Annotated in this window: 21 protein-coding genes; 17 read left to right on the top strand and 4 right to left on the bottom strand. The window is 62.9% G+C overall.

From position 1 onward, the window contains the following. Nucleotides 1-248 precede the first annotated feature (248 nt). Together HV773_RS02070 and HV773_RS02065 are read left to right on the top strand one after the other, a co-directional pair. Nucleotides 249-782, top strand: coding sequence for a MarR family winged helix-turn-helix transcriptional regulator (locus HV773_RS02070; RefSeq protein WP_129564341.1), 534 nt, complete (start codon nucleotides 249-251; stop codon nucleotides 780-782). Next, nucleotides 779-2,002 carry an MFS transporter gene (locus HV773_RS02065; RefSeq protein WP_129564340.1) on the top strand — a complete coding sequence of 408 codons (1,224 nt, stop codon included), beginning with the start codon at nucleotides 779-781 and terminating at the stop codon, nucleotides 2,000-2,002. Before HV773_RS02070 ends, HV773_RS02065 begins: the two co-directional genes overlap by 4 nt. 15 nt (nucleotides 2,003-2,017) lie before the next feature. On the opposite strand, the gene HV773_RS02060 is transcribed toward HV773_RS02065, so the two are convergent. Continuing rightward, nucleotides 2,018-2,251, bottom strand: a complete 234-nt coding sequence (locus HV773_RS02060; protein WP_129564339.1) for a hypothetical protein — start codon at nucleotides 2,249-2,251, stop codon at nucleotides 2,018-2,020. A gap of 2 nt (nucleotides 2,252-2,253) precedes the next feature. Here HV773_RS02060 and HV773_RS02055 point away from each other — a divergent pair, with 2 nt between their 5' ends. The 12 genes from HV773_RS02055 to HV773_RS02000 all read left to right on the top strand — a co-directional run bounded on the left by HV773_RS02055 (nucleotide 2,254) and on the right by HV773_RS02000 (nucleotide 14,859). Next, nucleotides 2,254-3,948 carry a 5-guanidino-2-oxopentanoate decarboxylase gene (locus HV773_RS02055; protein ID WP_217481889.1) on the top strand — a complete coding sequence of 565 codons (1,695 nt, stop codon included), beginning with the start codon at nucleotides 2,254-2,256 and terminating at the stop codon, nucleotides 3,946-3,948. Further along, the gene (locus HV773_RS02050; RefSeq protein ID WP_217481888.1) at nucleotides 3,945-5,447 is read left to right on the top strand and encodes an aldehyde dehydrogenase family protein; all 1,503 of its coding nucleotides are present in this window, start codon (nucleotides 3,945-3,947) and stop codon (nucleotides 5,445-5,447) included. Before HV773_RS02055 ends, HV773_RS02050 begins: the two co-directional genes overlap by 4 nt. Nucleotides 5,448-5,582: 135 nt before the next feature. Next, nucleotides 5,583-6,680 carry an ABC transporter substrate-binding protein gene (locus HV773_RS02045; protein ID WP_129564338.1) on the top strand — a complete coding sequence of 366 codons (1,098 nt, stop codon included), beginning with the start codon at nucleotides 5,583-5,585 and terminating at the stop codon, nucleotides 6,678-6,680. Between the two features lie 47 nt (nucleotides 6,681-6,727). Continuing rightward, the gene (locus HV773_RS02040) at nucleotides 6,728-7,609 is read left to right on the top strand and encodes an ABC transporter permease (RefSeq protein ID WP_227875536.1); all 882 of its coding nucleotides are present in this window, start codon (nucleotides 6,728-6,730) and stop codon (nucleotides 7,607-7,609) included. Further along, a complete protein-coding gene (locus HV773_RS02035; protein ID WP_129564336.1) occupies nucleotides 7,606-8,448 on the top strand; it encodes an ABC transporter permease in 843 nt (280 codons plus the stop codon). Before HV773_RS02040 ends, HV773_RS02035 begins: the two co-directional genes overlap by 4 nt. A 39-nt stretch (nucleotides 8,449-8,487) precedes the next feature. Next, entirely contained in the window at nucleotides 8,488-9,570 is a 1,083-nt protein-coding gene (locus HV773_RS02030; RefSeq protein ID WP_129564335.1) for an ABC transporter ATP-binding protein, read from the top strand. Nucleotides 9,571-9,609: 39 nt separating this feature from the next. Next, nucleotides 9,610-10,434 carry a transporter substrate-binding domain-containing protein gene (locus HV773_RS02025; protein ID WP_129564334.1) on the top strand — a complete coding sequence of 275 codons (825 nt, stop codon included), beginning with the start codon at nucleotides 9,610-9,612 and terminating at the stop codon, nucleotides 10,432-10,434. A gap of 42 nt (nucleotides 10,435-10,476) precedes the next feature. Then, on the top strand, nucleotides 10,477-11,235 hold the full coding sequence (locus tag HV773_RS02020; RefSeq protein ID WP_129564333.1) for an amino acid ABC transporter permease: 759 nt from the start codon (nucleotides 10,477-10,479) through the stop codon (nucleotides 11,233-11,235). Continuing rightward, complete coding sequence (locus HV773_RS02015; protein WP_129564332.1) at nucleotides 11,235-11,891, top strand: amino acid ABC transporter permease; 657 nt, start codon at nucleotides 11,235-11,237, stop codon at nucleotides 11,889-11,891. The genes HV773_RS02020 and HV773_RS02015 overlap by 1 nt, the downstream gene beginning before the upstream one ends. A gap of 54 nt (nucleotides 11,892-11,945) precedes the next feature. Then, nucleotides 11,946-12,671 (top strand): amino acid ABC transporter ATP-binding protein, encoded by a 726-nt coding sequence (locus tag HV773_RS02010; protein ID WP_129564331.1) that lies wholly within the window; start codon nucleotides 11,946-11,948, stop codon nucleotides 12,669-12,671. Between the two features lie 58 nt (nucleotides 12,672-12,729). Then, entirely contained in the window at nucleotides 12,730-13,602 is an 873-nt protein-coding gene (locus tag HV773_RS02005) for a LysR substrate-binding domain-containing protein (protein WP_129564330.1), read from the top strand. Between the two features lie 315 nt (nucleotides 13,603-13,917). Continuing rightward, a complete protein-coding gene (locus HV773_RS02000) occupies nucleotides 13,918-14,859 on the top strand; it encodes a LysR family transcriptional regulator (RefSeq protein ID WP_129564511.1) in 942 nt (313 codons plus the stop codon). 46 nt (nucleotides 14,860-14,905) lie between these two features. Here HV773_RS02000 and HV773_RS01995 read toward each other — a convergent pair whose 3' ends face one another. From HV773_RS01995 to HV773_RS01985, 3 genes are all read right to left on the bottom strand, one after another. After that, on the bottom strand, nucleotides 14,906-15,790 hold the full coding sequence (locus HV773_RS01995) for a sigma-70 family RNA polymerase sigma factor (protein WP_129564329.1): 885 nt from the start codon (nucleotides 15,788-15,790) through the stop codon (nucleotides 14,906-14,908). Continuing rightward, a complete protein-coding gene (locus HV773_RS01990) occupies nucleotides 15,787-16,263 on the bottom strand; it encodes a carboxymuconolactone decarboxylase family protein (RefSeq protein ID WP_129564328.1) in 477 nt (158 codons plus the stop codon). Before HV773_RS01990 ends, HV773_RS01995 begins: the two co-directional genes overlap by 4 nt. 96 nt (nucleotides 16,264-16,359) lie before the next feature. Beyond that, a complete protein-coding gene (locus HV773_RS01985; RefSeq protein ID WP_129564327.1) occupies nucleotides 16,360-16,875 on the bottom strand; it encodes a GNAT family N-acetyltransferase in 516 nt (171 codons plus the stop codon). Nucleotides 16,876-16,911: 36 nt separating this feature from the next. Between HV773_RS01985 and HV773_RS01980 the strand changes: the two genes are divergently transcribed. From HV773_RS01980 to HV773_RS01970, 3 genes are all read left to right on the top strand, one after another. Further along, on the top strand, nucleotides 16,912-17,481 hold the full coding sequence (locus tag HV773_RS01980) for a helix-turn-helix domain-containing protein (RefSeq protein ID WP_129564326.1): 570 nt from the start codon (nucleotides 16,912-16,914) through the stop codon (nucleotides 17,479-17,481). Nucleotides 17,482-17,596: 115 nt separating this feature from the next. Continuing rightward, nucleotides 17,597-18,274 carry an alpha/beta hydrolase gene (locus tag HV773_RS01975; RefSeq protein WP_129564325.1) on the top strand — a complete coding sequence of 226 codons (678 nt, stop codon included), beginning with the start codon at nucleotides 17,597-17,599 and terminating at the stop codon, nucleotides 18,272-18,274. 51 nt (nucleotides 18,275-18,325) lie between these two features. Beyond that, the gene (locus HV773_RS01970; protein ID WP_129564324.1) at nucleotides 18,326-19,948 is read left to right on the top strand and encodes an AAA family ATPase; all 1,623 of its coding nucleotides are present in this window, start codon (nucleotides 18,326-18,328) and stop codon (nucleotides 19,946-19,948) included. Nucleotides 19,949-19,959 lie beyond the last annotated feature (11 nt).

The following is a 19,959-nucleotide window of genomic DNA, read 5'->3' as shown; positions in this document are numbered from 1 at the left end:
ACGGAATCTCCAGGATGAGGTGTCCGACCATAGTGGGGCGCATGCGTATCTCGCAGATGTCCAGCGTGCTCGCCCACGAAACATAGTGTGTCGCGGTGCGCGTCAGATACATGGCGATACAAAACAGGTATGGCGCGCGGGAGAACCCATGGAAACGTTACGCCGCCAGAGCGACTCGTGGTCCTTGAATTTCTCTCAAAATATGTGCACACTGCATATGTGCATGATGCATGTATTTGGGGTGTCCTATGACGCAGCGCACAGAAAATCTGCTCGGCGCACTCGCCGTACTCGTCACGGACGAGATGTCCGCGTTGAATACTTCTTTGGCCATCGCCGGCTCCACGGCACGGGCGATGCTCAATGCAATCGGCCAATACCCGGACGCCTCCATTGAACTGCTGCGCGATGCCGTCGCGCTATCGCATCCTGCGGCTGTGCGCGCGGTGGCGGGTCTGGTCGATGCCGGCCTCGTTGAAAAGCGAGCCGGCGCCGATAAGCGTTCCGTCGCGCTTGCGCTGACTGCCAACGGCCGACGGGAGGTCAAGCGCCTGAGGAGCGCGCGCGAAGACGTCCTGATGCGCATCGTGAGCCATCTCGACAGTAACGAGCGCCAGGTGCTCGAAGACCTGATGATCAAGATGCTCTGGCACGAGACGCGCGACCCGGCCCATGCGATGCAGCTATGCCGCTTCTGCGACGACGGGCCGTGCCTCAAGGCGGGCTGCCCGGTCGAATGTCGCGAAGAAGGGCTACCCATGCCGGGGCGGAGTACGCCATGAAACCGGCGGTAGCGGTGCGCTGGCCGGCCATCGCTGCACTGACCGCCGTGTCGACGCTCGCGCAGATCGGCCAGTTCGGCATGGGCTTCATCGTGCTGCCAGTCTGGCTCGCCCATCAAGGTCTCGATGCGCAGCGCGCCGGTTTCTTCGCCGCATCGCAATGGGCGGGCATGCTTGCGGGTCTGGTGGCGGCTCCGGCGCTGGTTGCGCGCATCGGTGCGAAGAAAACGGTATTGCTCGGCCTCGCGACCAGTATCGTCGCGTTTTCGACCATAGGCGCGCTAGCGTGGCCACTCTGGATCGCGCCGGGTGTGCTGACCGGGCTGGGCATTGGCCTGCGCTGGATTGCCAACGAGTCGTGGCTGTACAGCCTCGTGCCCGAGGAACTCAGCGGCCGCGTGGTCGGCGTGCATGAGACGCTGATTGCAACAGCCGGAGTCATCGCGCCAGCCCTGGCCGCATGGTGCGGCCCGGACGGGCTCGTGACGATTCTTGCTGGCCTGTCATTTACATTCGCTGCGGCTATTCCGCTTTGTTTAACGGCATCGGCGCAGCCAGCGAGTCCAGTTGCACGCGAGGCTACCCCGGCCACGCCAGTCAGCGCGCTAGTCTGCCTCGGCATGATCGTGGTGGCGGTGGGCGGAATCATCGACGGCGCGCTGTATGGTCTTTTCCCGCTGTATGCCACAGCGCGTGGATTAAGCGGCACACAGGCCACCCTGTTGCTGTCATGCCTCGGCCTGGGCGGGATGGCGCTGCAATTTCCCGTCGGCTGGATGGCCGACCGCGCCGGTTTGGGACTCGCAGTGATCGTATGCGCGATGGCGAGCACGCTGGCGCTCGTCACTTTCGCGCTCGCCACGCCCCTGACGTGGCTGTTTCCTGCGAGCGGCCTCATAGTCGGAGGCATGAATAGCGCGTTCATCACGCTTGGCATGTACGCCGCTGCATGCAGCGAGAAGACGGCGCTGGTCCGGAACATGCGGCTTGTGTCGCTGGCGTTCACCGCCAGTTCGATTGTCGGGCCGCTCGTCGCCGGCGGTGCGATGAAGGTGTTCGGGAACGACATATTGATGTGGCCGCTCGCGATCGCGAGCGGCGCGCTGGCCGTGTTTACCCTCGGCATCTGCGAGGGAAGGCGTCAGCAGGTCATGAGAGAAAGTCATGCATCTCATGAAAACTTATCGATTGTTCAACGCACGTCCCTGCGTCGAGAATAACCAGGTTGAATGCGCTCATGCGCGATCGCCGGGGTGAATGTTCGCATGCCTGTCGAACACTGAATTTTCTTCGCGCCAGTTAATTCGGAATCCATAGTAAGGTTCGAGGGCATGCAGGAATGTCATGCATCCCATGAAAACATATCGATTGTTTGCCCTGACGCCGACGTCGAGAATGAATTCACTCACTGCGGCCGTGCATTCTCGGCAACGCTGCAGGGCATTCGAAACAACCAGGAACGTGATCATCCATGAACCATCCCGACACCGCCGTCTGCTTCGAAGTAGCGCCAGCCCCGAAAACCGCACGGCCCGCCGCGCAGATTCCAACCTGCGGCGAAGCACTCGTGACCCTGCTTGAGGGCTACGGCGTCGAGTACGTATTCGGCATTCCGGGCGTGCATACGGTCGAGCTCTACCGGGGGCTGGCCGCTTCCTCGATCCAGCACGTCACCCCGCGCCACGAGCAGGGTGCGGGCTTCATGGCGGATGGCTATGCGCGTGTCACGGGCAGGCCGGGCGTATGTTTCATCATCACCGGCCCTGGCATGACCAACATCGCGACGGCAATGGCGCAGGCCTATGCAGATTCGATTCCGATGCTGGTGATTTCAAGCGTCAACGCGCGACGCGAACTGGGTTGCGGCGAGGGGCGTCTGCACGAATTGCCGTCCCAGCGCGATGTCTTTGCGGGTCTCACCGCGTTTTCGCATACGTTGCTCGACGCGGCCGAATTGCCGGATGTGCTGGCCCGAGCCTTTGCGGTATTCAAAAGCGCCCGACCGCGTCCGGTGCACATTGAGATTCCGCTTGACGTGATCGTCGCACCAGCGAACGGCATGAACAGGGTGCCTGCCGTATCGCCGGCCAAACCGGCAGCCAGCGCGGACGCGCTCGCCGTCGCTGCGGATCTGCTCAGCGCCGCGCGCCGGCCCCTGATTCTCGCGGGTGGCGGGGCGGTGCACGCGGCGGCCGAGTTGCGTGAACTCGCCGAACGCCTGCAGACACCCGTCGCGCTCACCATCAACGCAAAGGGTCTGCTGCCATGCGGTCATCCGCTCCTGATCGGGTCGACACAGTCGTTGCCGCCGACGCGGGCGATGGTACGCGACGCCGATGTCGTACTCGCGGTTGGCACTGAACTCGGCGAGACTGATTATGACGTCGTCTTCGACCGGGGTTTTGTTATCGATGGCCAACTGATCCGCATCGACATCGACGCACAGCAGTTGATGCGCAACTTCCGTGCGGACGTCGCGATTGCCGGCGATGCGCAGCAGGCGTTGAGCAGCCTTTCGAAGCGGCTGCATGAACTGCCCGAGCCCAAGGCAGAACCCAACTGGGGGGCGGCGCGCGTCGCGGAGGTCCGGCGGGCCGTGCTGGCGTCGTACGACGCGCCGACGCGCTCGCAGAAGCATCTGATCGACACGATCGCCAGTGCGCTGCCCGGCGTGATCATCGCCGGCGACTCGACGAGCCCTATTTACGCGGGCAACTTCGTCCATGATGCGCCGGCGCCGCGCTCCTGGTTCAATTCATCGACAGGTTACGGCACTTTGGGATATGGCTTGCCGGCTGCGGTGGGCGCCAAGCTCGCCGCGCGCGAGCGGCCCGTGGTCTGCCTGATTGGCGACGGCGGCATCCAGTTCACGCTGCCGGAACTCGCGAGCGCGGTAGAGGCAAAGATCCCTGTGATCGTGCTGCTATGGAACAACCATGGTTATGGCGAGATCCGCAAATACATGACGTCGCGCGACATCACACCGGTCGGCGTGGACATCTACACGCCGGATTTCCAGAAACTCGCGGCCGGTTTTGGATGCGAAGCGCGGCGCGTCAATACGCGGGAATCGCTTGCGGTTGAGCTCCAGCAGGCGAATGTCCGTGACGTCCCGACCGTGATCGAAATCTTCGAAGCCGACTGGTTTGCGCAGGTGCCGGCATGACGAAAATGCATTCTGCTCAGCTTGACGGCGTGCTGCGCACACAACTCTATATCGACGGTGCTTGGTGCAACGGCGAAGGCGGGCGACGTCTGCAGGTCATCAATCCGTCGACGGAAACGACCATTGCCGAGGTCGAGGCCGCAAGCGCGGCGGACGTGGACGTTGCAGTGAAGGCCGCAGCGAAAGCGTTCCGCACATGGAAGAAAACCACCGGCGCTGAACGGGCGGCATTGCTGCGTGCGATTGCTCGCGGCGTGGAGGCTCGCCGCGAGCGCCTTGCCACGCTCCAATCGCTCAATAACGGCAAGCCCCTTGCCGAAGCCCTGATCGACGTGAGCGACGTGGCAGCCACATTCGATTACTACGCGCAACTGGCGGAGCAGCTAGACGAAACAGGCGAGTCGGCCGTGGCGCTGCCCACCGATGATTATCGGGCGGTGATCCGGCGGGAGCCGGCCGGCGTGGCAGGCCTGATCGTGCCGTGGAACTTCCCGATGGTCACCACCGCATGGAAACTTGCGCCGGCGCTCGCGGCAGGCTGTACGGTGGTGCTGAAACCGTCGGAAGTCACGCCGCTGCCGGAACTGGAACTCGCTGAGATCGTGGCCGAAGCGGGTGTGCCGCGCGGCGTTTTCAATGTCGTCACCGGAACCGGCGTCGATGTCGGCGCGCCGCTTGCGGCTCATCCGCTGGTCGCCAAGGTGTCGTTTACCGGCAGTACTTCGGTTGGCGAACAGGTGATGAAAACCGCGGCCACAACGATCAAGGGCGTGAGTCTCGAACTGGGCGGCAAGTCGTCCATCGTCGTGTTCGCCGATGCGGATCTCGACCTTGCCGTCGAATTGGTCGTGGGCGGCGGTTTCTTCAACGCGGGGCAGATGTGTTCGGCGACCTCGCGCGTGCTCGTCGAGCGGCCCATCGCGCAGGCGCTCATTGCACGCCTTGCGGAACGGGCGAGGCAGATAGCAGTTGGCGATCCACTCGTGCCCGGCGTGCAAATGGGGCCGCTGACGAACCGCGCCCAGTACGAGCGCGTGCAGCGCTACATCGCCCAGGGAAAGTCCGAGGCGGCTGAGGTGATCGGGGGTGAAGTGCCAGCCGGTCCGGGATATTTCGTCAAGCCGACGATCTTCGTCGATGTCCCTGTGGATAGCGCCGTGTGGCGAGAGGAAATCTTCGGGCCGGTGCTGTGCGTGCGCGCGTTCGACACCGAAGATGAGGCGATTGGCGTTGCAAACGATACCGAGTATGGGCTCGTCGCAACGGTCGTCACACGCGATCCTGCCCGCGAGCAACGCGTTGCGCAGGCGCTTGAAGCGGGTGTTGTCTGGATCAATGCGCCTCAGGCAATCTTCCCGCAGACGTCGTGGGGGGGTTACAAGCGCAGCAGCATCGGCCGCGAACTGGGGCCGTTCGGGCTCGCCGCCTTCCAGGAAATCAAACAGGTATTGAGCGCAGCGCGAAACGTCAGAACGATGCGGGAAAACCCGACGCCATGAGTTCACGTCATGGGCCGCATGCGGAGATTTCGTTTGTTGGCGGGCATTGAACCCAATACAGTGTATTCACGTTTGAGACGGTCGACAGGCGTTCCCCACAGACCTGAATCGATCGACCACACAAAGGAGACGACCATGCAAAGCTTCAAGCCAGGCAGAAGGCAGGCAATCAAGACCATAGGCACGGCGCTGGCTGCATCGGCGATGCCAATGCCATTCATTAGCACTGCAAAGGCTCAGCAACGCAGCTTCGCGGGCAAGACGCTGCGGCTACTCACGTGGTCCGACGATACGGGCGCGGCGGCGCTGCGCAACATTGCCAACACGTTCAGTCAGAAGACAGGCGCGCGGGTCATCGCCGACCGTGCGGACGGCACGTCGGGCATGGTTGCGAAGGTGAAGGCTGCGGGCGAGCGTCCGACCTATGACGTGATCACGCTTGCCGGCGTTGGCGCTTCGGGTCTCGGCGACGCAGGCATGCTCGCGAAGCCCGATCTGGACAAGCTGCCGAACCTCAAGGACGTCGCGCCGCAGTATCGCACTGGTGCGAACGGTTTCGGCATCGGCTATCTCCTGTGGTCGGATGGCCTGATCTACAACACGTCGACCGTGAAGACAGCGCCGGCTTCATACGAAGCGCTGTGGGACCCGAAGTATGCGGGGCGTCTGTTCCTGCCGCCGCCCGAGTGGGCCGAAGCGGTCGATCTCGCAATCATCGCTGCCAAGCTGAATGGCGGCTCACAACAGAACATCGAGCCCGGTTTCAAGAAGTTGGCAATCCTGAAAGACCGCGTGATGACGCTCGGCGAGAATCCGAATCAGGTGGCCGATCTGTTCCGCACCGGTTCGCTCGATATTGGCGGCATTTATTCGCCGGCGTTCTTCCCTGCGCAAATCAAGAAGCCCGAGTACAAGATGGGGGTCACGTACGGCATGAAAGAAGGCTTCGCCACCCAACTGATGTTCTCGGTGATTCCGAAGGCGCATCCTGGCGATATCGACCTGATTCATGCGTTCATCAACCACACACTCGATGCCGGCGTGCAGGGCCGCATGGCTGCCGACGTACTGAACGGCCCGGTGAACTCGAAAGCGATCATTCCCGCCGAAAGCCGCGCGTTCGTTCCATCGCCGCAGCAGATCGCGGAAAAGGCCGTGTTGCACGACGACAAGTCGCTCGCCGTCGTACAGGCCGCGTGGATCAAGCGCTATACCGAGATTTTCTCGTCCTGACGGCCATGGCAGCCCTTTCTTTCCGCCGAGAGAAGCCCGCGGCAGGCATGGCCGATGCCGCGGGACGCAACGACACCCCGGCGTTGCCGCGTGTGCCGCCGCTGTTGCTCCTCGCACCCATCCTGGTTTTTCTCGCCGTGCTCGTGGCCGCATCGCTCGCGGTGCTGCGCATGAGCTTTGGCGTCCCGGGCAACGAGTGGCGTGCGTTCACGCTCCAGAATTATGCGGATCTTCTCGACACGTATTTTCTTCACTCGCTGTGGCTGACGCTGCGTCTCGCGTTCCAGAGCATGATCTGTGCGGTGCTGCTGGCCATTCCCGTCGCGCTCGCGATGGCGCGCACCGAATCGCGGCTCGCGCGCCGGCTTCTGCTCGCCGGCGTGCTCTTGCCGCTGCTGGTCAATCTGCTGCTTCAGGGTTACGGCTGGCTGGTGATTCTCGGGCCGGCGGGGCTGTTCAATCATGCGCTGCTGGGCAGTGGCCTCATCCAGCGTCCGCTGCAATGGCTTTACCGTGAGAACGGGGTGCTGCTCGGCCTGATTCAGACCGCCTTTCCGCTCGCCGTCCTGCCGATATCGAGCGCGATGCGCGCGGTGTCGCGCTCCTATGAAGAAGCGGCGGCGACGCTCGGCGCGACCCGTTGGCAGACGCTGCGCCATGTCATGCTGCCGCTCGCGATGCCGGGGCTGGTGTCGGGCGCGCTGCTGGTTTTCGCGTACAACGCGAGCGCATTCGCTGTACCGCTGCTGCTGGGTGGCCGGCGTGTGCCGATGCTGGCCGTGCTGGTGCACGACCAGGTGGCGCCGCTGCTCAACTGGCCAGCCGCATCCGCATCCGGCGTCGTGCTGATGGTTGCGACGCTTGCCGTGATGGCGCTTTCGCAGCGGCTTGTGCGCGGCGTGAAACAAAACGGGGAGTCCCGCCCATGAGTACCCTGCGCCTTTCATCGGCGATGCCGGGCCGCCTGAGCCGCACGACGGGTTTGCTCGCGACCATCGTGCTGTTTCTCGCCGCGCTGCCGATCCTGACCATGATCACCATGTCGTTCGGCAATTCGGACACGCTCGAATTCCCACCGCAAAGCTTCGGCCTGCACTGGTATCGCGCCGCGTGGCAAACGTTCGTGTCGCCGGATGCCAGTGACACGCTCTCGATGGGCACGGCGTTGACGACTAGCCTCATCGTCGCCATTTCGACGATGGTGATCGCCACGGCCGTGTCGGCTCCAGCCGCTTACGCGCTGTCGCGCTATCGCTTCCGGGGCAAGGCCGTCGTCGAGCAGCTTGTCGCGCTGCCGCTGGTTTATCCGCTCGTGATGCTCGGCCTGTCGCTGCTGCTGGTATTCAACGTGCTCCCGGTTGAGCTCGGCATGGTCCGTCTCATCGTTGCGCACGTGATTCTGGCGTTGCCATTCACGGTGAAGAACTGTGCGGCGTCGGTGGCGTCGATCGGCCCGGAGTTCGAGGAAGCGGCCTGCCTGATGGGCGCGAGCCCGCGCCGCGCGCTGTTCGATGTGGTGTTGCCGTTGATGCGGCCGGGCATTCTCGCCGGCATGCTGTTCGCGTTCATCATCTCGTTCAATGAGTTCACCGTAACGTTCTTCCTGTACAGCATCAACACCATGACGTTGCCAGTCTGGCTCTACAGCCGGACCGTGTCGTCGCTCGACCCGACCGTGTTCTCGTTTGCGGCTTTCATCGTGTTGATCGACTTTGCCCTGATCTGGCTGCTCGAAAGGCTGGTCGGCGACGAGGGTGTTGCACTGTAATCGCTGTCGCTTAAGCATTCGACGGCCCAAGGATCTCTCATGACCCATCTGACACTTCAGTCCATCACCAAGCGCTTCAACGCCACGTACGCGGTCGACCACGTCGACCTGAGCGTGCCGGACGGGAAACTGGTCTGCTTTCTCGGGCCGTCCGGTTGCGGAAAGACCACGCTGATGCGGATCATTGCCGGTCTGGAGACGCCCACGTCGGGCACTGTGATGTTCGCAGGCCGCGATCTGACGCAGGTGCCGGCCAACCGCCGTGACTTCGGCATGGTGTTCCAGTCGCTCGCCCTGTTTCCGCACATGACGGTTGCAGAAAATATTGCCTATCCGCTGCGGCTGCGCCGTGTCGAACGGAGCGCGCAGGCCAAGCGGGTTGCCGAACTGCTCGAACTGATCCAGTTGCCGCACATGGCCGAACGCCAAGTCACGCAACTGAGCGGCGGACAGCGGCAACGCGTTGCGATCGCGCGCGCCATCGCTTCTTCGCCAAAGCTGTTGCTTCTCGACGAGCCGCTTTCCGCGCTTGACGCGAAGCTGCGCGAAGCCATGCAGGTCGAAATCCGCCTGCTTCAGCAACGCCTCGGTATCACAACGATCATGGTCACGCACGATCAACGCGAGGCGATGACGATGGCCGACGAGATCGTCGTAATGGAAAAAGGCCGGATCGCACAGGTCGGCAAACCGTTCGACATCTACCGCGATCCGGTCAACGAGTTCGTTGCGGATTTCATAGGACTGGGAAACATTCTGCCCATCACGTTCGATGGCGGCCGGATCGGACTGCCCGGCGGGCAATCGATCGTCATGGACGTTTCCGCGCGCGTAGCGGATGCGCCAGGCGACATCCGGCTGCTGATCCGTCCCGAGGACGTGTGTGTCAGGCCCGCGACCGCGCAGCCCGGCCAGAACACCTTGCCAGGCAAGGTAACGTTTGTCAGGGACGTCGGGGCGTCGATCGAGGCCACCATCGAATGCGATGGCTTTACGCTGACGGCGGCCACGACGCCGCGCGAGACCCCAGACGTTCGTGTCGGCATGCCGGTGCTTGCCGAATTGCCGGCCCACGCGTGCAAGCTCATTGCGGCGCGCACGACACCGCGCACGACACATTAAATGCATTTACCACCCCAAAGCCGTACCAGGAGACACGCCATGAGCACCGCGACCCAGACCCATCAGCCCCTGAAATGCCTCTTTGCGCGCGCGACGGCTTCCGTTGCCCTCGCCGGCATGGCAGGCCTTTGCGCGTTCGCGCCGCTCGCGCATGCGGACGCGCTGGACACCATCCAGAAGTCGGGGGTGGTGCGCATTGGCGTGTTCGAAGACTATCCGCCGTTTGGCTCGATCGGCCCGGATATGAAACCGCAAGGCTACGACATCGAGGTGGCGAATCTGATCGGCAAGACGCTCAACGCGAAGGTCGAACTGGTTCAGGTCACGGGTGACAACCGCATGGCCTACCTCGCGGACCACAAGACGGACATGCTGCTTTCAGTCGGCCAGACGCCCGAACGCGCGAAGGTAATCGACTTCTCGCAGCCGTACGCGCCGTACTACCTCGCGGTGTTCGGGCCGAAATCGCTTGCGGTTAAGAGCGCGAACGACCTTGCTGGCAAGACGGTTGCGGTGGCGCGCGGCACGCTGGAGGACCTGAGCGTCAGCAAAGTCGCGCCGCCTTCGGCGACCATCAAGCGCTTCGACGACCCGAATGGTGCGATCTCGGCGTTCCTGTCCGGTCAGGCGCAGTTGCTGGTGGTCGGAAACGATGTGGGCGCAACCATTATGGCTCGCCATCCCGCGAACAATCCGGAGCAGAAGTTCTCGCTCTTCAGCTCGCCGGACCACGTCGGCCTGAACAAGAACGAGGCGCGCCTGAAGGCGAAGGTCGACGACGCCATCGCAGCGGCAAAGAAGGACGGCACGATGAACGCCATCTCCCAGAAGTGGCTGCGTGCGCCGTTGCCGGCCGATCTTTGATCAGCCCGACTTCTCTTTAACGGAAAAACGGATGGCGTCACGATGAGTTACACGTTTGATTTCAGCGACTTCGCTCCCTACATGGGCATGCTCGCGCACGGTGTCGCGGTGACGCTCGTCCTGACGGCGATTTCGACGGTGCTGGGCGGCATCGTCGGCATTGTCGGCGCGATGGTTGCTGTCGCGGGGGGGAAGGGGGCACGGGCGCTCGTGGCGGCGTATGTTGAACTGATCCGCAACACGCCGTTTCTGGTGCAACTCTTCTTTGTATTTTTCGGCTTGCCGAGCCTGGGCGTGCATATCGACGAGATGCAGGCTGCCGTTCTGGCGATGACCGTCAATCTGGGCGCATATGCGCTCGAAATCGTCAGGGCGGGGATCGACTCGATTCCGCGCGGTCAGCTTCAGGCGGCGATGGCGCTTGGTCTGCAGGGTCGCCAGGTCTTTCGCCACATCGTGTTGCCACAGGCGCTCGCGAACGTGTTCCCGGCGCTGCTCGGCCAGGTCCTGATCGTGATGCTGGGCTCGGCCGTGGTTTCGCAAATTTCGGTGCCCGACCTTACGTACGCAGCCAATTTCATCCAGTCGCGCAACTTCCGGTCGTTCGAAAGCTACATCATCGCCACGGTGATCTATCTGCTGCTGTCGATCGTGCTGCGCCTCTTGATCAACCGGCTGTGCAGAAGACTGTTCGCGGGACGGGCAGCCAGGGGCAGCGCCGGCACGTCGCGCAACGGACTGCGCGCATGGTTTTCGGCCCGTGCGGCGGCGGTGGCCGGCATTCAGACGGAGCGTTCGTGATGGTTGAATTTTCGCTGTGGGATATCGCGCGCAACCTGTTGCTCGCCGCGCGCTGGACGGTCGTTCTCTCGCTGATCGCCTTTGTCGGGGGCGGCGTGGCAGGGTTCGTGCTGCTCGCCATGCGCGTGTCGCCGCTGCCGTGGCTGCGCCGCGTCGTGGTCTTGTATGTCGAGCTGTTTCAGGGCACGCCGCTGTTGATGCAGTTGTTCCTTGGGTTTTTCGGTTTGCCGCTGTTGGGCATCGACGTATCGCCGTGGCTTGCCGCGACCGTGACGCTCACGCTGTACACCAGTGCTTATCTGGTCGATATCTGGCGAGGCTGCGTCGAGGCCGTGCCGCGCGGGCAGTGGGGCGCGGCGGCGAGTCTCGGCATGACCTGGACGCAGCAACTGCGCTATGTGATCTGGCCGCAGGCGTGGAAGATCGCCGTGCCGCCCACGGTCGGCTTTCTCGTGCAGGTCGTGAAAAGTACGGCGCTGACTTCGATCGTCGGCCTCACCGAGCTGACCAAGACCGGAACGATGATCACGAACGCTGCGTTCCGGCCATTCCCGATCTACGCCATGGTGGCGCTGATCTACTTCGCGATGTGCTTTCCGCTCACCTGGTATGCGCGTGTGCTCGAGCAGCGGTATCAGCGCGCCCGGCACCGCTGAAGCGGTCGACGTGGCGCTCGAGTGGGTTTCCTATTTCCAGAAGCGGGTCTCAACATGATTTCCATCAGCAATGTATCCAAGTGGTATGGGCAGTTTCAGGTGCTGACCGACTGCACGACCGAAGTGAAGAAGGGCGAAGTCGTGGTGGTCTGCGGCCCGTCCGGCTCCGGCAAATCGACGCTGATCAAAACCGTCAATGGACTTGAACCGTTCCAGAATGGCGACATTACGATCAACGGCGAATCGGTTGGCGACAAGCGAACGAATCTGTCCAGGTTGCGTTCGAAAGTCGGGATGGTTTTTCAGCACTTCGAACTGTTTCCGCACATGTCGATCACCGATAACCTGACGCTCGCGCAGACCAAAGTCCTTGGCCGCCGAAAGGACGAAGCAACCGAGAAGGCCCTGCGGCTGCTTCAGCGTGTCGGGCTGCGTGCACACGCGGACAAGTATCCGGCGCAACTGAGCGGCGGGCAGCAGCAGCGGGTTGCGATTGCGCGTGCGCTTTCGATGGATCCGGTTGCCATGTTGTTCGACGAGCCCACATCGGCGCTCGATCCGGAAATGATCAACGAGGTGCTCGACGTAATGGTCGAACTGGCTCAGGAAGGGATGACCATGATGTGCGTCACGCACGAGATGGGCTTCGCGAAGAAGGTCGCGCACCGGGTGATCTTCATGGACCACGGCCACATTGTCGAAGACGATCAGAAGGAAGCGTTCTTCGCCAATCCAAAATCGGAACGGGCCAAGGATTTTCTGTCGAAGATCCTGCATTGACCGTTTCAAATAGCGAACCGGCCTTGTATCACTCCAAGTCACACCCGGCATTTCCGTTATGCGACGACTTCCCCCGCTTAATGCGCTTCAGGTTTTTGAGGTGGTTGCCCGCTGCCGCAGTTTTACGCGTGCGGCGGACAACCTGTGCATCACGCAAGGGGCGGTGAGCCGCCAGATCCTCGCGCTGGAGGACTATTACGGGTTTCCGCTCTTTATCCGCCACGTGAAGGGGCTCACGCTGACGTCGGAGGGGGAGCGGTTGCTGCCCACCGTCAAGGAAAGCTTTGCGCGCATCGAGGAAATTTCGCAGCGCCTGACCCGGCAGCGTACGGGGCTGGCGCTGAAGGTGCCGACCTGCGTCATGCGCTGGATGCTGCCGAGAGTCATGCGTTTTCAGGTCGACCATCCAGACCTTCAGGTGCAGATCACGACGACCTGGCAGCACGATGTCGACTTTCTGGTCGAGCCGTTCGATGCGGCGATCGTCTATGGATCGTCACCAGGCGCCGAAGTCTGCGCGGTTCCTTTGTTCGAGGAGCGGCTGACACCGGTCTGCTCACCGGCGCTGATGAAAGAGAAGCCGCTCGGGAGCGCGGAGGATCTTGTGCAGCACACGCTGCTTCACCCGACGCGCGACCACCGCGACTGGAAGCTTTGGCTCGATCATGCTGGCGCGCGCGATGTGAGTCCCGACGCCGGGCAGGAGTTCGAGACGCTCGATCTGGCCACGAACGCGGCCATGCAGGGTTTCGGCGTGGCGCTCGGCGACCGCACGCTGGTCAGCGAGGATGTGAGCACGAGGCGCCTCGTCATGCCATTCGATGCCGCGATCGAAACCGGCGCGCGTTACTATTTCGTTTATCCCGATTCTGCAGCGCAGCAGCCGAACGTGAAGACTTTCAGCGAGTGGATTGCGCTGCATCGGGAATAGCCGCACGGCGCTGATGGACCGACCGCTCCTCCCCATACCCGCTTCAAACTCCGCCAGCGCACCCTCATGCGCATCGAGCAGACGCCGCACTTCGGGCAGGTCCGTGCAAGCATCTTCGATATCGCCGCTGCGGGGCTCGCCGAGCATGTCCGGAGCCGTTTTCAGCAATTTTTGATACTTTACTGAAAATCCCGGCATCACCGGCTCTGCCAATCGCCCTGGCCTTCGCCGGGTAAAATGCGCATCGACGGCGCGGGGCAATCTCCGCGCCAAAAGAACACGGCGGGAACAGGGCGGAGGCGCGGCAAGGTGGTAATCGATTATTTTTTGGCGATTCGGGCATTTCTTCAGTCCGCGGAACTGGGCAGCTTCAGCAAGGCGGCCGAGCGGATCGAGGTCAAAACGTCCACGGTCTCGCGCTATATCTCCGAACTCGAAGCCGATCTCGGCGTCTCGCTGTTCAACCGCTCGACGCGCGGCCTCACGCTGACCGAGGGCGGACGCGTCTTTCGCGAGCGCGCGCTGCGCGTGATGCAAAGTCTCGACGAGGCGCGCGAGGCGGCCTCGTCGCTCAATAGCGCTCCGCAGGGCGTGCTGCGCGTGACCATGCCGACCTCGTTCGGACGCCGGCACGTGATCCGCCATTTGCCCGAGTTCATGGCGCGCTACCCGAAGATCAACGTCGATGCGATCCTGACCGACGAGATCGTGAACATCATCGACGCCGGCATCGACGTGGCCGTGCGCATCGGCGTGCTTCCCGACTCGCAACTGATGGCGAAGCAACTCGCCACGCACCGGCGCATCGTCTGCGCGAGCCCCGAGTACCTGTCGCGGCGCGGGCATCCCGCCACGCCCGCGGAACTCGCCTCGCACGAGGCCATCCGCTTTCCGCTGACCGCCGAGGACAAGTGGGTGATCGTGAGCCCCTCGGGCCGCAGCAGCTCGGGCGAAGTCACGGTGAAGCTCGGCGGGCGTTTGCGCGTCGACGACACCGAAGCCGTGCTCTCGCTCGCGCTGGCCGGCATGGGCGTCGCGCTGCTGCCCGAGTGGGCCGCGGGCGGGGCGCTGCGCGAGGGCAAGCTCGTGCGCCTGCTGCCCGGCTGGGAGGCGCGCACCTCCACCGCGACGGCGACGCCGGGCGTGTGGGGCGTTTATCCGCCCCGCAAAACCGTCTCGCCGAAGGTGCGCGCGTTTCTCGACTTCTTCGCGGGACTCTACGCGCGCGAAGGCTATTGGCAGGAGCCGTCTGCTTAGGGTGGCTCAGGTAACCTGCGTAGCTTAGGGCCGATATCGCGGCTCGTCAGTGCAGGTGCTGCAGCTTGTCCGGATTGCGCATGACATAAATCGCGGCGATCTTGCCGTTCACGATTTCAAGCGCAGTCGTCTGCAACTCTCCATCGGCTTCCAGTGTGACGAAGCCGGGCAGTCCGTTAATGAAGCCCGCGCGCACGAGCGTCGAGCCGTTCTTGCGGAACAGCTCCGCAAAATACGCGTGCACTTTCATTACCGACTCGAAGCCGAACAGCGGCTCGCCGAGTGCCGGCCGTTTGCCGCCGCCGTCCGCATGCAGGCTCACGTCGGTGGCCAGCATGGCGCCGAGCGCGCTCATGTCGCCGCTGCGCGACGCGGCGAAGAACGCTTCCGCCAATTCCAGACCGCGCTCCTTCTCCACGCGAAACCGTGGGCGCGACTCGCGCACATGCGTGCGCGCCCGCGCTGCGAGCTGACGGCACGCAGCCGCCTCGCGCTGGATCGTGGTGGCGACCTCGTCGAAGTCGAGGCCGAACACGTCGTGCAGCAGGAAAGCCGCGCGCTCGAGCGGCGAGAGCCTCTCCAGCGCGAGCATCAGCGGCAGCGTGATGTCTTCCTCGTCGTCCTCTTCGACGACCGGCTCGGGCAGCCAAGGGCCCACGTAGGTTTCGCGCTGATGCCGCGCGGACTTGAGCTGATCGAGGCACATGCGCATCACCATGCGGCGCAGGAAAGCCTCGGGCACCAGTACTTCCGTGCGATCGACGTGCATCCAGCGAATGAACGCATCCTGCACGATGTCCTCGGCATCGGCCACGGAGCCGAGCATGCGGTACGCCACGCGAATCAGCTTGCGCCGCAGCGGGTCGAAGCTCGCTGCGGCGTCGCCGGCGTCCCCTGCGTTTTCAGGGGCGGTCAGGCCGGTGTCCGTCATGCGGCGGCCTTAGTCGTCATGGTTTTCGCCACTGCCGGATCGACCCACAGGCCGAAGCCGACAGCGAGGCGGTTCCAGCCATTGATCACGTTGATCATCAGCGTGAGCTTCACTTGTTCTTCCTCGGTAAAGTGGTCGTCGAGCGCGGCGCGGGCGCGTTCGATTGCGTCATGACCTTCGGAGATGCGCGTGAGCGCTTCGGTCCAGGCCAGCGCTGCGCGTTCACGGTCGCTGTAGCAGGGCGCTTCGCGCCAGGCGGAGAGCAGGTAGATGCGTTGTTCGGTCTCGCCAGCCTCGCGCGCCTGGGTCGTGTGCATGTTAATGCAATTGGCGCAGGCGTTGATTTGCGAGGTGCGGATCTCCACCAGCGCGACGAGGCTGCGGTCGAGGCTGCCGGCAATGGCCAGCGAAGCGCCCATCCAGGACTTCATTTGGGCGGGGGCGGCGGCGAACGGCTCGAGCTTTGCAGTCATGGTTCCATCTCCTTTGGTTGGGTTCCACTGACATGACGAGCGAGCCTGGCCCGTGTGTGACATCGGGGCGAAAAATTTTTTGGCGGGGGAGCCGTATCAACCCCCAGGCGCCGCCCGCGCATCAAGCCTGATCTGCATAAAAGCCAGATCGAGCCACGCGCCGAACTTCACGCCCACCTCCTTCATATGCCCCACGTGCTCGAACCCGAGCTTTTCGTGCAGCGCGATGGAGCCGGCATTATTCGCCTCGATGCCCGCCACCATCACGTGCTTGCCGATCGCGCGCGCCCGGCCGATCAGCGCTTCCATGAGCGCCACGCCGATGCCGCGCCCGCGCTGGTCGTTGCGCACATAGACCGAATGCTCGACCGTATGCCGATATCCGTCGAAGGCGCGCCAGTCGCCGAATGAGGCATAGCCGAGCACCGCCTGCTGATCGTCCACGGCAACCAGCACCGGGTAGCCGGCCTTTTGCCGGTCGGCGCGCCATGCGGTGCGGTTGGCCGCATCGACTACGGTGTCGTTCCAGATCGCGGTCGTATTCAGCACGGCGTCGTTATAGATCGCCGTGATACCGTCGATGTCCTCGGGACCCGCATCGCGAATGTCCATGGCCGCCTCTTCGTTTAATCCACTATAATGGATCAAGTGTACACGATAATAGACAATATAGATCAGCGCATCGGCGCGCGCATTCGAGGCGAGCGCGAGGGGCGCGGCTGGTCGCTCACCGACCTCGCGGCCAAATCCGGCGTCTCGCGCGCCATGATCCACAAGATCGAGCGCGGCGAGAGCAGCCCGACGGCGTCGCTGCTCGCGAAGCTGGCCGGGGCGTTTGGCATGAGTATGTCGGCGCTGCTGGCACTCGCGGAGCTGGAAGAAGGGCGCCTGTTGCGCGCGGCGGACCAGCCACTGTGGGTCGATCCGCAAAGCGGGTACGTTCGGCGTCACGTGTCGCCCAAGTCGGCGGCGCCGCTGAACCTCGTGGAGATCGATTTGCCGCCGGGCGCGGAAATTCCGATGCCGGCCTCGGCCTATTTGCAAACGCGGCAACTGATCTGGGTGCTGGCCGGCAATCTCGTCTTTGTCGAAGCGGGCGAGCGCCACGAATTGGGCGCCGGCGATTGTCTGGATCTGGGGCCTCCGGGCGACTGCGTCTTCAAGAACGAAAGTGCGCACAAATGCCGGTATGCCGTGATCGTGTTTCAGAAGGGCTGACTACGGGAGTGGAATTCCTTCCTTTCGTATCGCCTTGTGATATATGATATATCACAATAGTTCACAGTAGCCGCGTCGATATCGGCTGCGATCCGCCTCCACCTTCAGGTCCGTCATGTTCGATCCCTCGCTGTTCGGTCGCCTGTCCTTTACTCACGCCGAGCCTACCCAGGGCCGGTTGCCGCCGGGCCGCCATCACCTCGGGCTCGCCGATGAGCGCGACGCCGTGTTGTTCGTGCCACCGGGCCTCGACGACGATGCGCCCGTTGCGCTCTTCGTGATGTTTCATGGCGCAGGGGGCTTTCCGGAAAAGGTGCTGCCTTTTATCGAAGAGCATGCGCAGCAGCACAAGTTTCTGGTTCTCGCACCGCATTCGACTTATCCAACCTGGGACATCGTGATTGGCGGCAATGGCCCCGATCTGGAGCGGCTGCGCGAAGCGCTCATGCAGGTTTCGTCGCGCTACCGCATCGATCCGGGCCGCCTCGCGTTCGCGGGGTTTTCGGATGGCGCGAGTTACGCGCTTTCGATCGGCGTGACCAACGGCGATATCGTGAGCCACGTGATCGCGTTTTCTGGCGGCTTCATGTCGATCTTCATGCAAGAGGGCGCGCCGAAGGTATTCATCGCCCACGGTCTTGTCGACGAGCAGTTGCCGATCGAAACGAGCGGCCGCGCCAATGCCACGAGGCTGCGCTCAGCCGGATACGATGTTCAGTACATCGAATTCAATGGCTTGCATGTGGTGCATCCGCCCATCGTCAGCATGGCAATCGAATTCTTCCTGAAGTGACGCGCGAGTCCGCTGCCGCAATGGCGGCGGCAATGAACGGGAGTCTTGCTCATGGATTTTGAAATTCCGGAATCGTTGATTCATCCTCTGCTAGGGATGATCGAGACCGAATCGCTGCTCGCCACGCGGCTCAAGGAGCATGGCGTGTGCCACGGCAACATGATCGTGTCGAGCAAGCTGTTCGACGCGCGTTCGCTCAACACGCTCTATGCGTTGAGCAAGACGCAGAACGAACGCATGCTGATGTTCCAGATGCTGGCGCTCGACAACATCTACAACGCGCCACAGGCGCGTGCCATTCCGGCATTGGACCAGTTGGTGCCGGGGCTGGTCGCGTACCTGTCGCGCGACGCCATCGACGGCTGGCTCTACCAGCGCAACAAGGACGGCACGCTGCTGCCGTGGCTCGTGCACCGGATTCGCCACGTGGAGCCGGAGCAGGGCGCGCCCTATGTGGTGGTCGACATGCTGGCCAATACGATGCTATCGGCCAATTCGGAGCTGACCGACTATCACAAGCGCCGCTCGGGTATGACCACCTCGCTCGTGATCAACCGCCACGATATCGTCAATCGCACGATTCCCGAGCTGCTGGCCGAATTTGGCTTCTACAAGGAATGCGCGGAGTTCAAGCACGAATACGAGCAACACGCACAGCGTTTCCTGAAGTTCCAGCGCCGCTTTGGCGCGCAGTTCGTGGTGACGAAAGCCGCGTTCACGGTAGGCGAGAAAGGCGCGGTGGAGCTGACGCGCATCGTCGACGGTGTCGTCGCCAAGTGCGTGAACGACGAGGAGCGGCTCGAGCGCCGCTTCGAAATGATTTGCGATCCTGAATTCTGGCGCTCGGCCGGCATGGCGGAAAGCTTCGAGAAAATTCCACTGCACGGCTATGTGCACCTGTTCCATCTGGAATGGCACCGCGATATCTGGGTGCACGTGCAGAACATGGAGGAATACCGCTACCAGCCCGAGTTGCGCGACAAGCTGGTGCTGCCGGCCCATCATCACGATCTCATCGACATTCTCACGTCGAACATGAACGTGTTCGTGCAGGACGTGGTGCCGGGCAAGTCAGGCGGCACGACGATACTCTGCCAGGGCTTGCCCGGCCTCGGCAAGACGCTGACCGCCGAAATCTATGCGGAAGTGGTCGGCAAGCCGCTCTATCGCGTGCATTCGGGGCAACTCGGAACCACGGCGGCCTCGGTGGGCGCGTCGCTCTCGAACATCCTGCGGCGCGCGATGCGCTGGGACGCGGTCCTGCTGCTCGACGAAGCCGATGTCTATATCCGCCGGCGCGACAACGATCTCGAACACAACGCGATCGTCGCGGAATTCCTGCGCACGCTCGAGTATTTCAACGGGCTGCTGTTCATGACCACCAATCGCATCGACGACGTCGACGATGCGATTCTCTCGCGCTGTATCGCGACGATTCACTACGAAACGCCGCCGAAAGCCGATGCGCTCCGCCTCTGGAAAGTGCTTTCGGATCAGTTCGGCGCGGCGCTTGGCGATGAATTGATCGAGACGCTCACGCATGCGTATCCGAATGCGAGCGGGCGTGATATCAAGGAGTTGCTGAAGCTCGTCACGCGCTATTGCAAGGCCAAGCAGATTCCCGTTTCGGAAAGCGCGTTCCGGTTGTGCGCGAGCTTTCGCGGGCATGCCTGAGCCTTGAGTTA

The sequence above is a fragment of the Paraburkholderia caffeinitolerans genome (genome assembly GCF_902859945.1).
Classification (GTDB): Bacteria; Pseudomonadota; Gammaproteobacteria; order Burkholderiales; family Burkholderiaceae; genus Paraburkholderia; species Paraburkholderia caffeinitolerans.
This window is presented reverse-complemented; position numbering and strand designations above follow the sequence as displayed.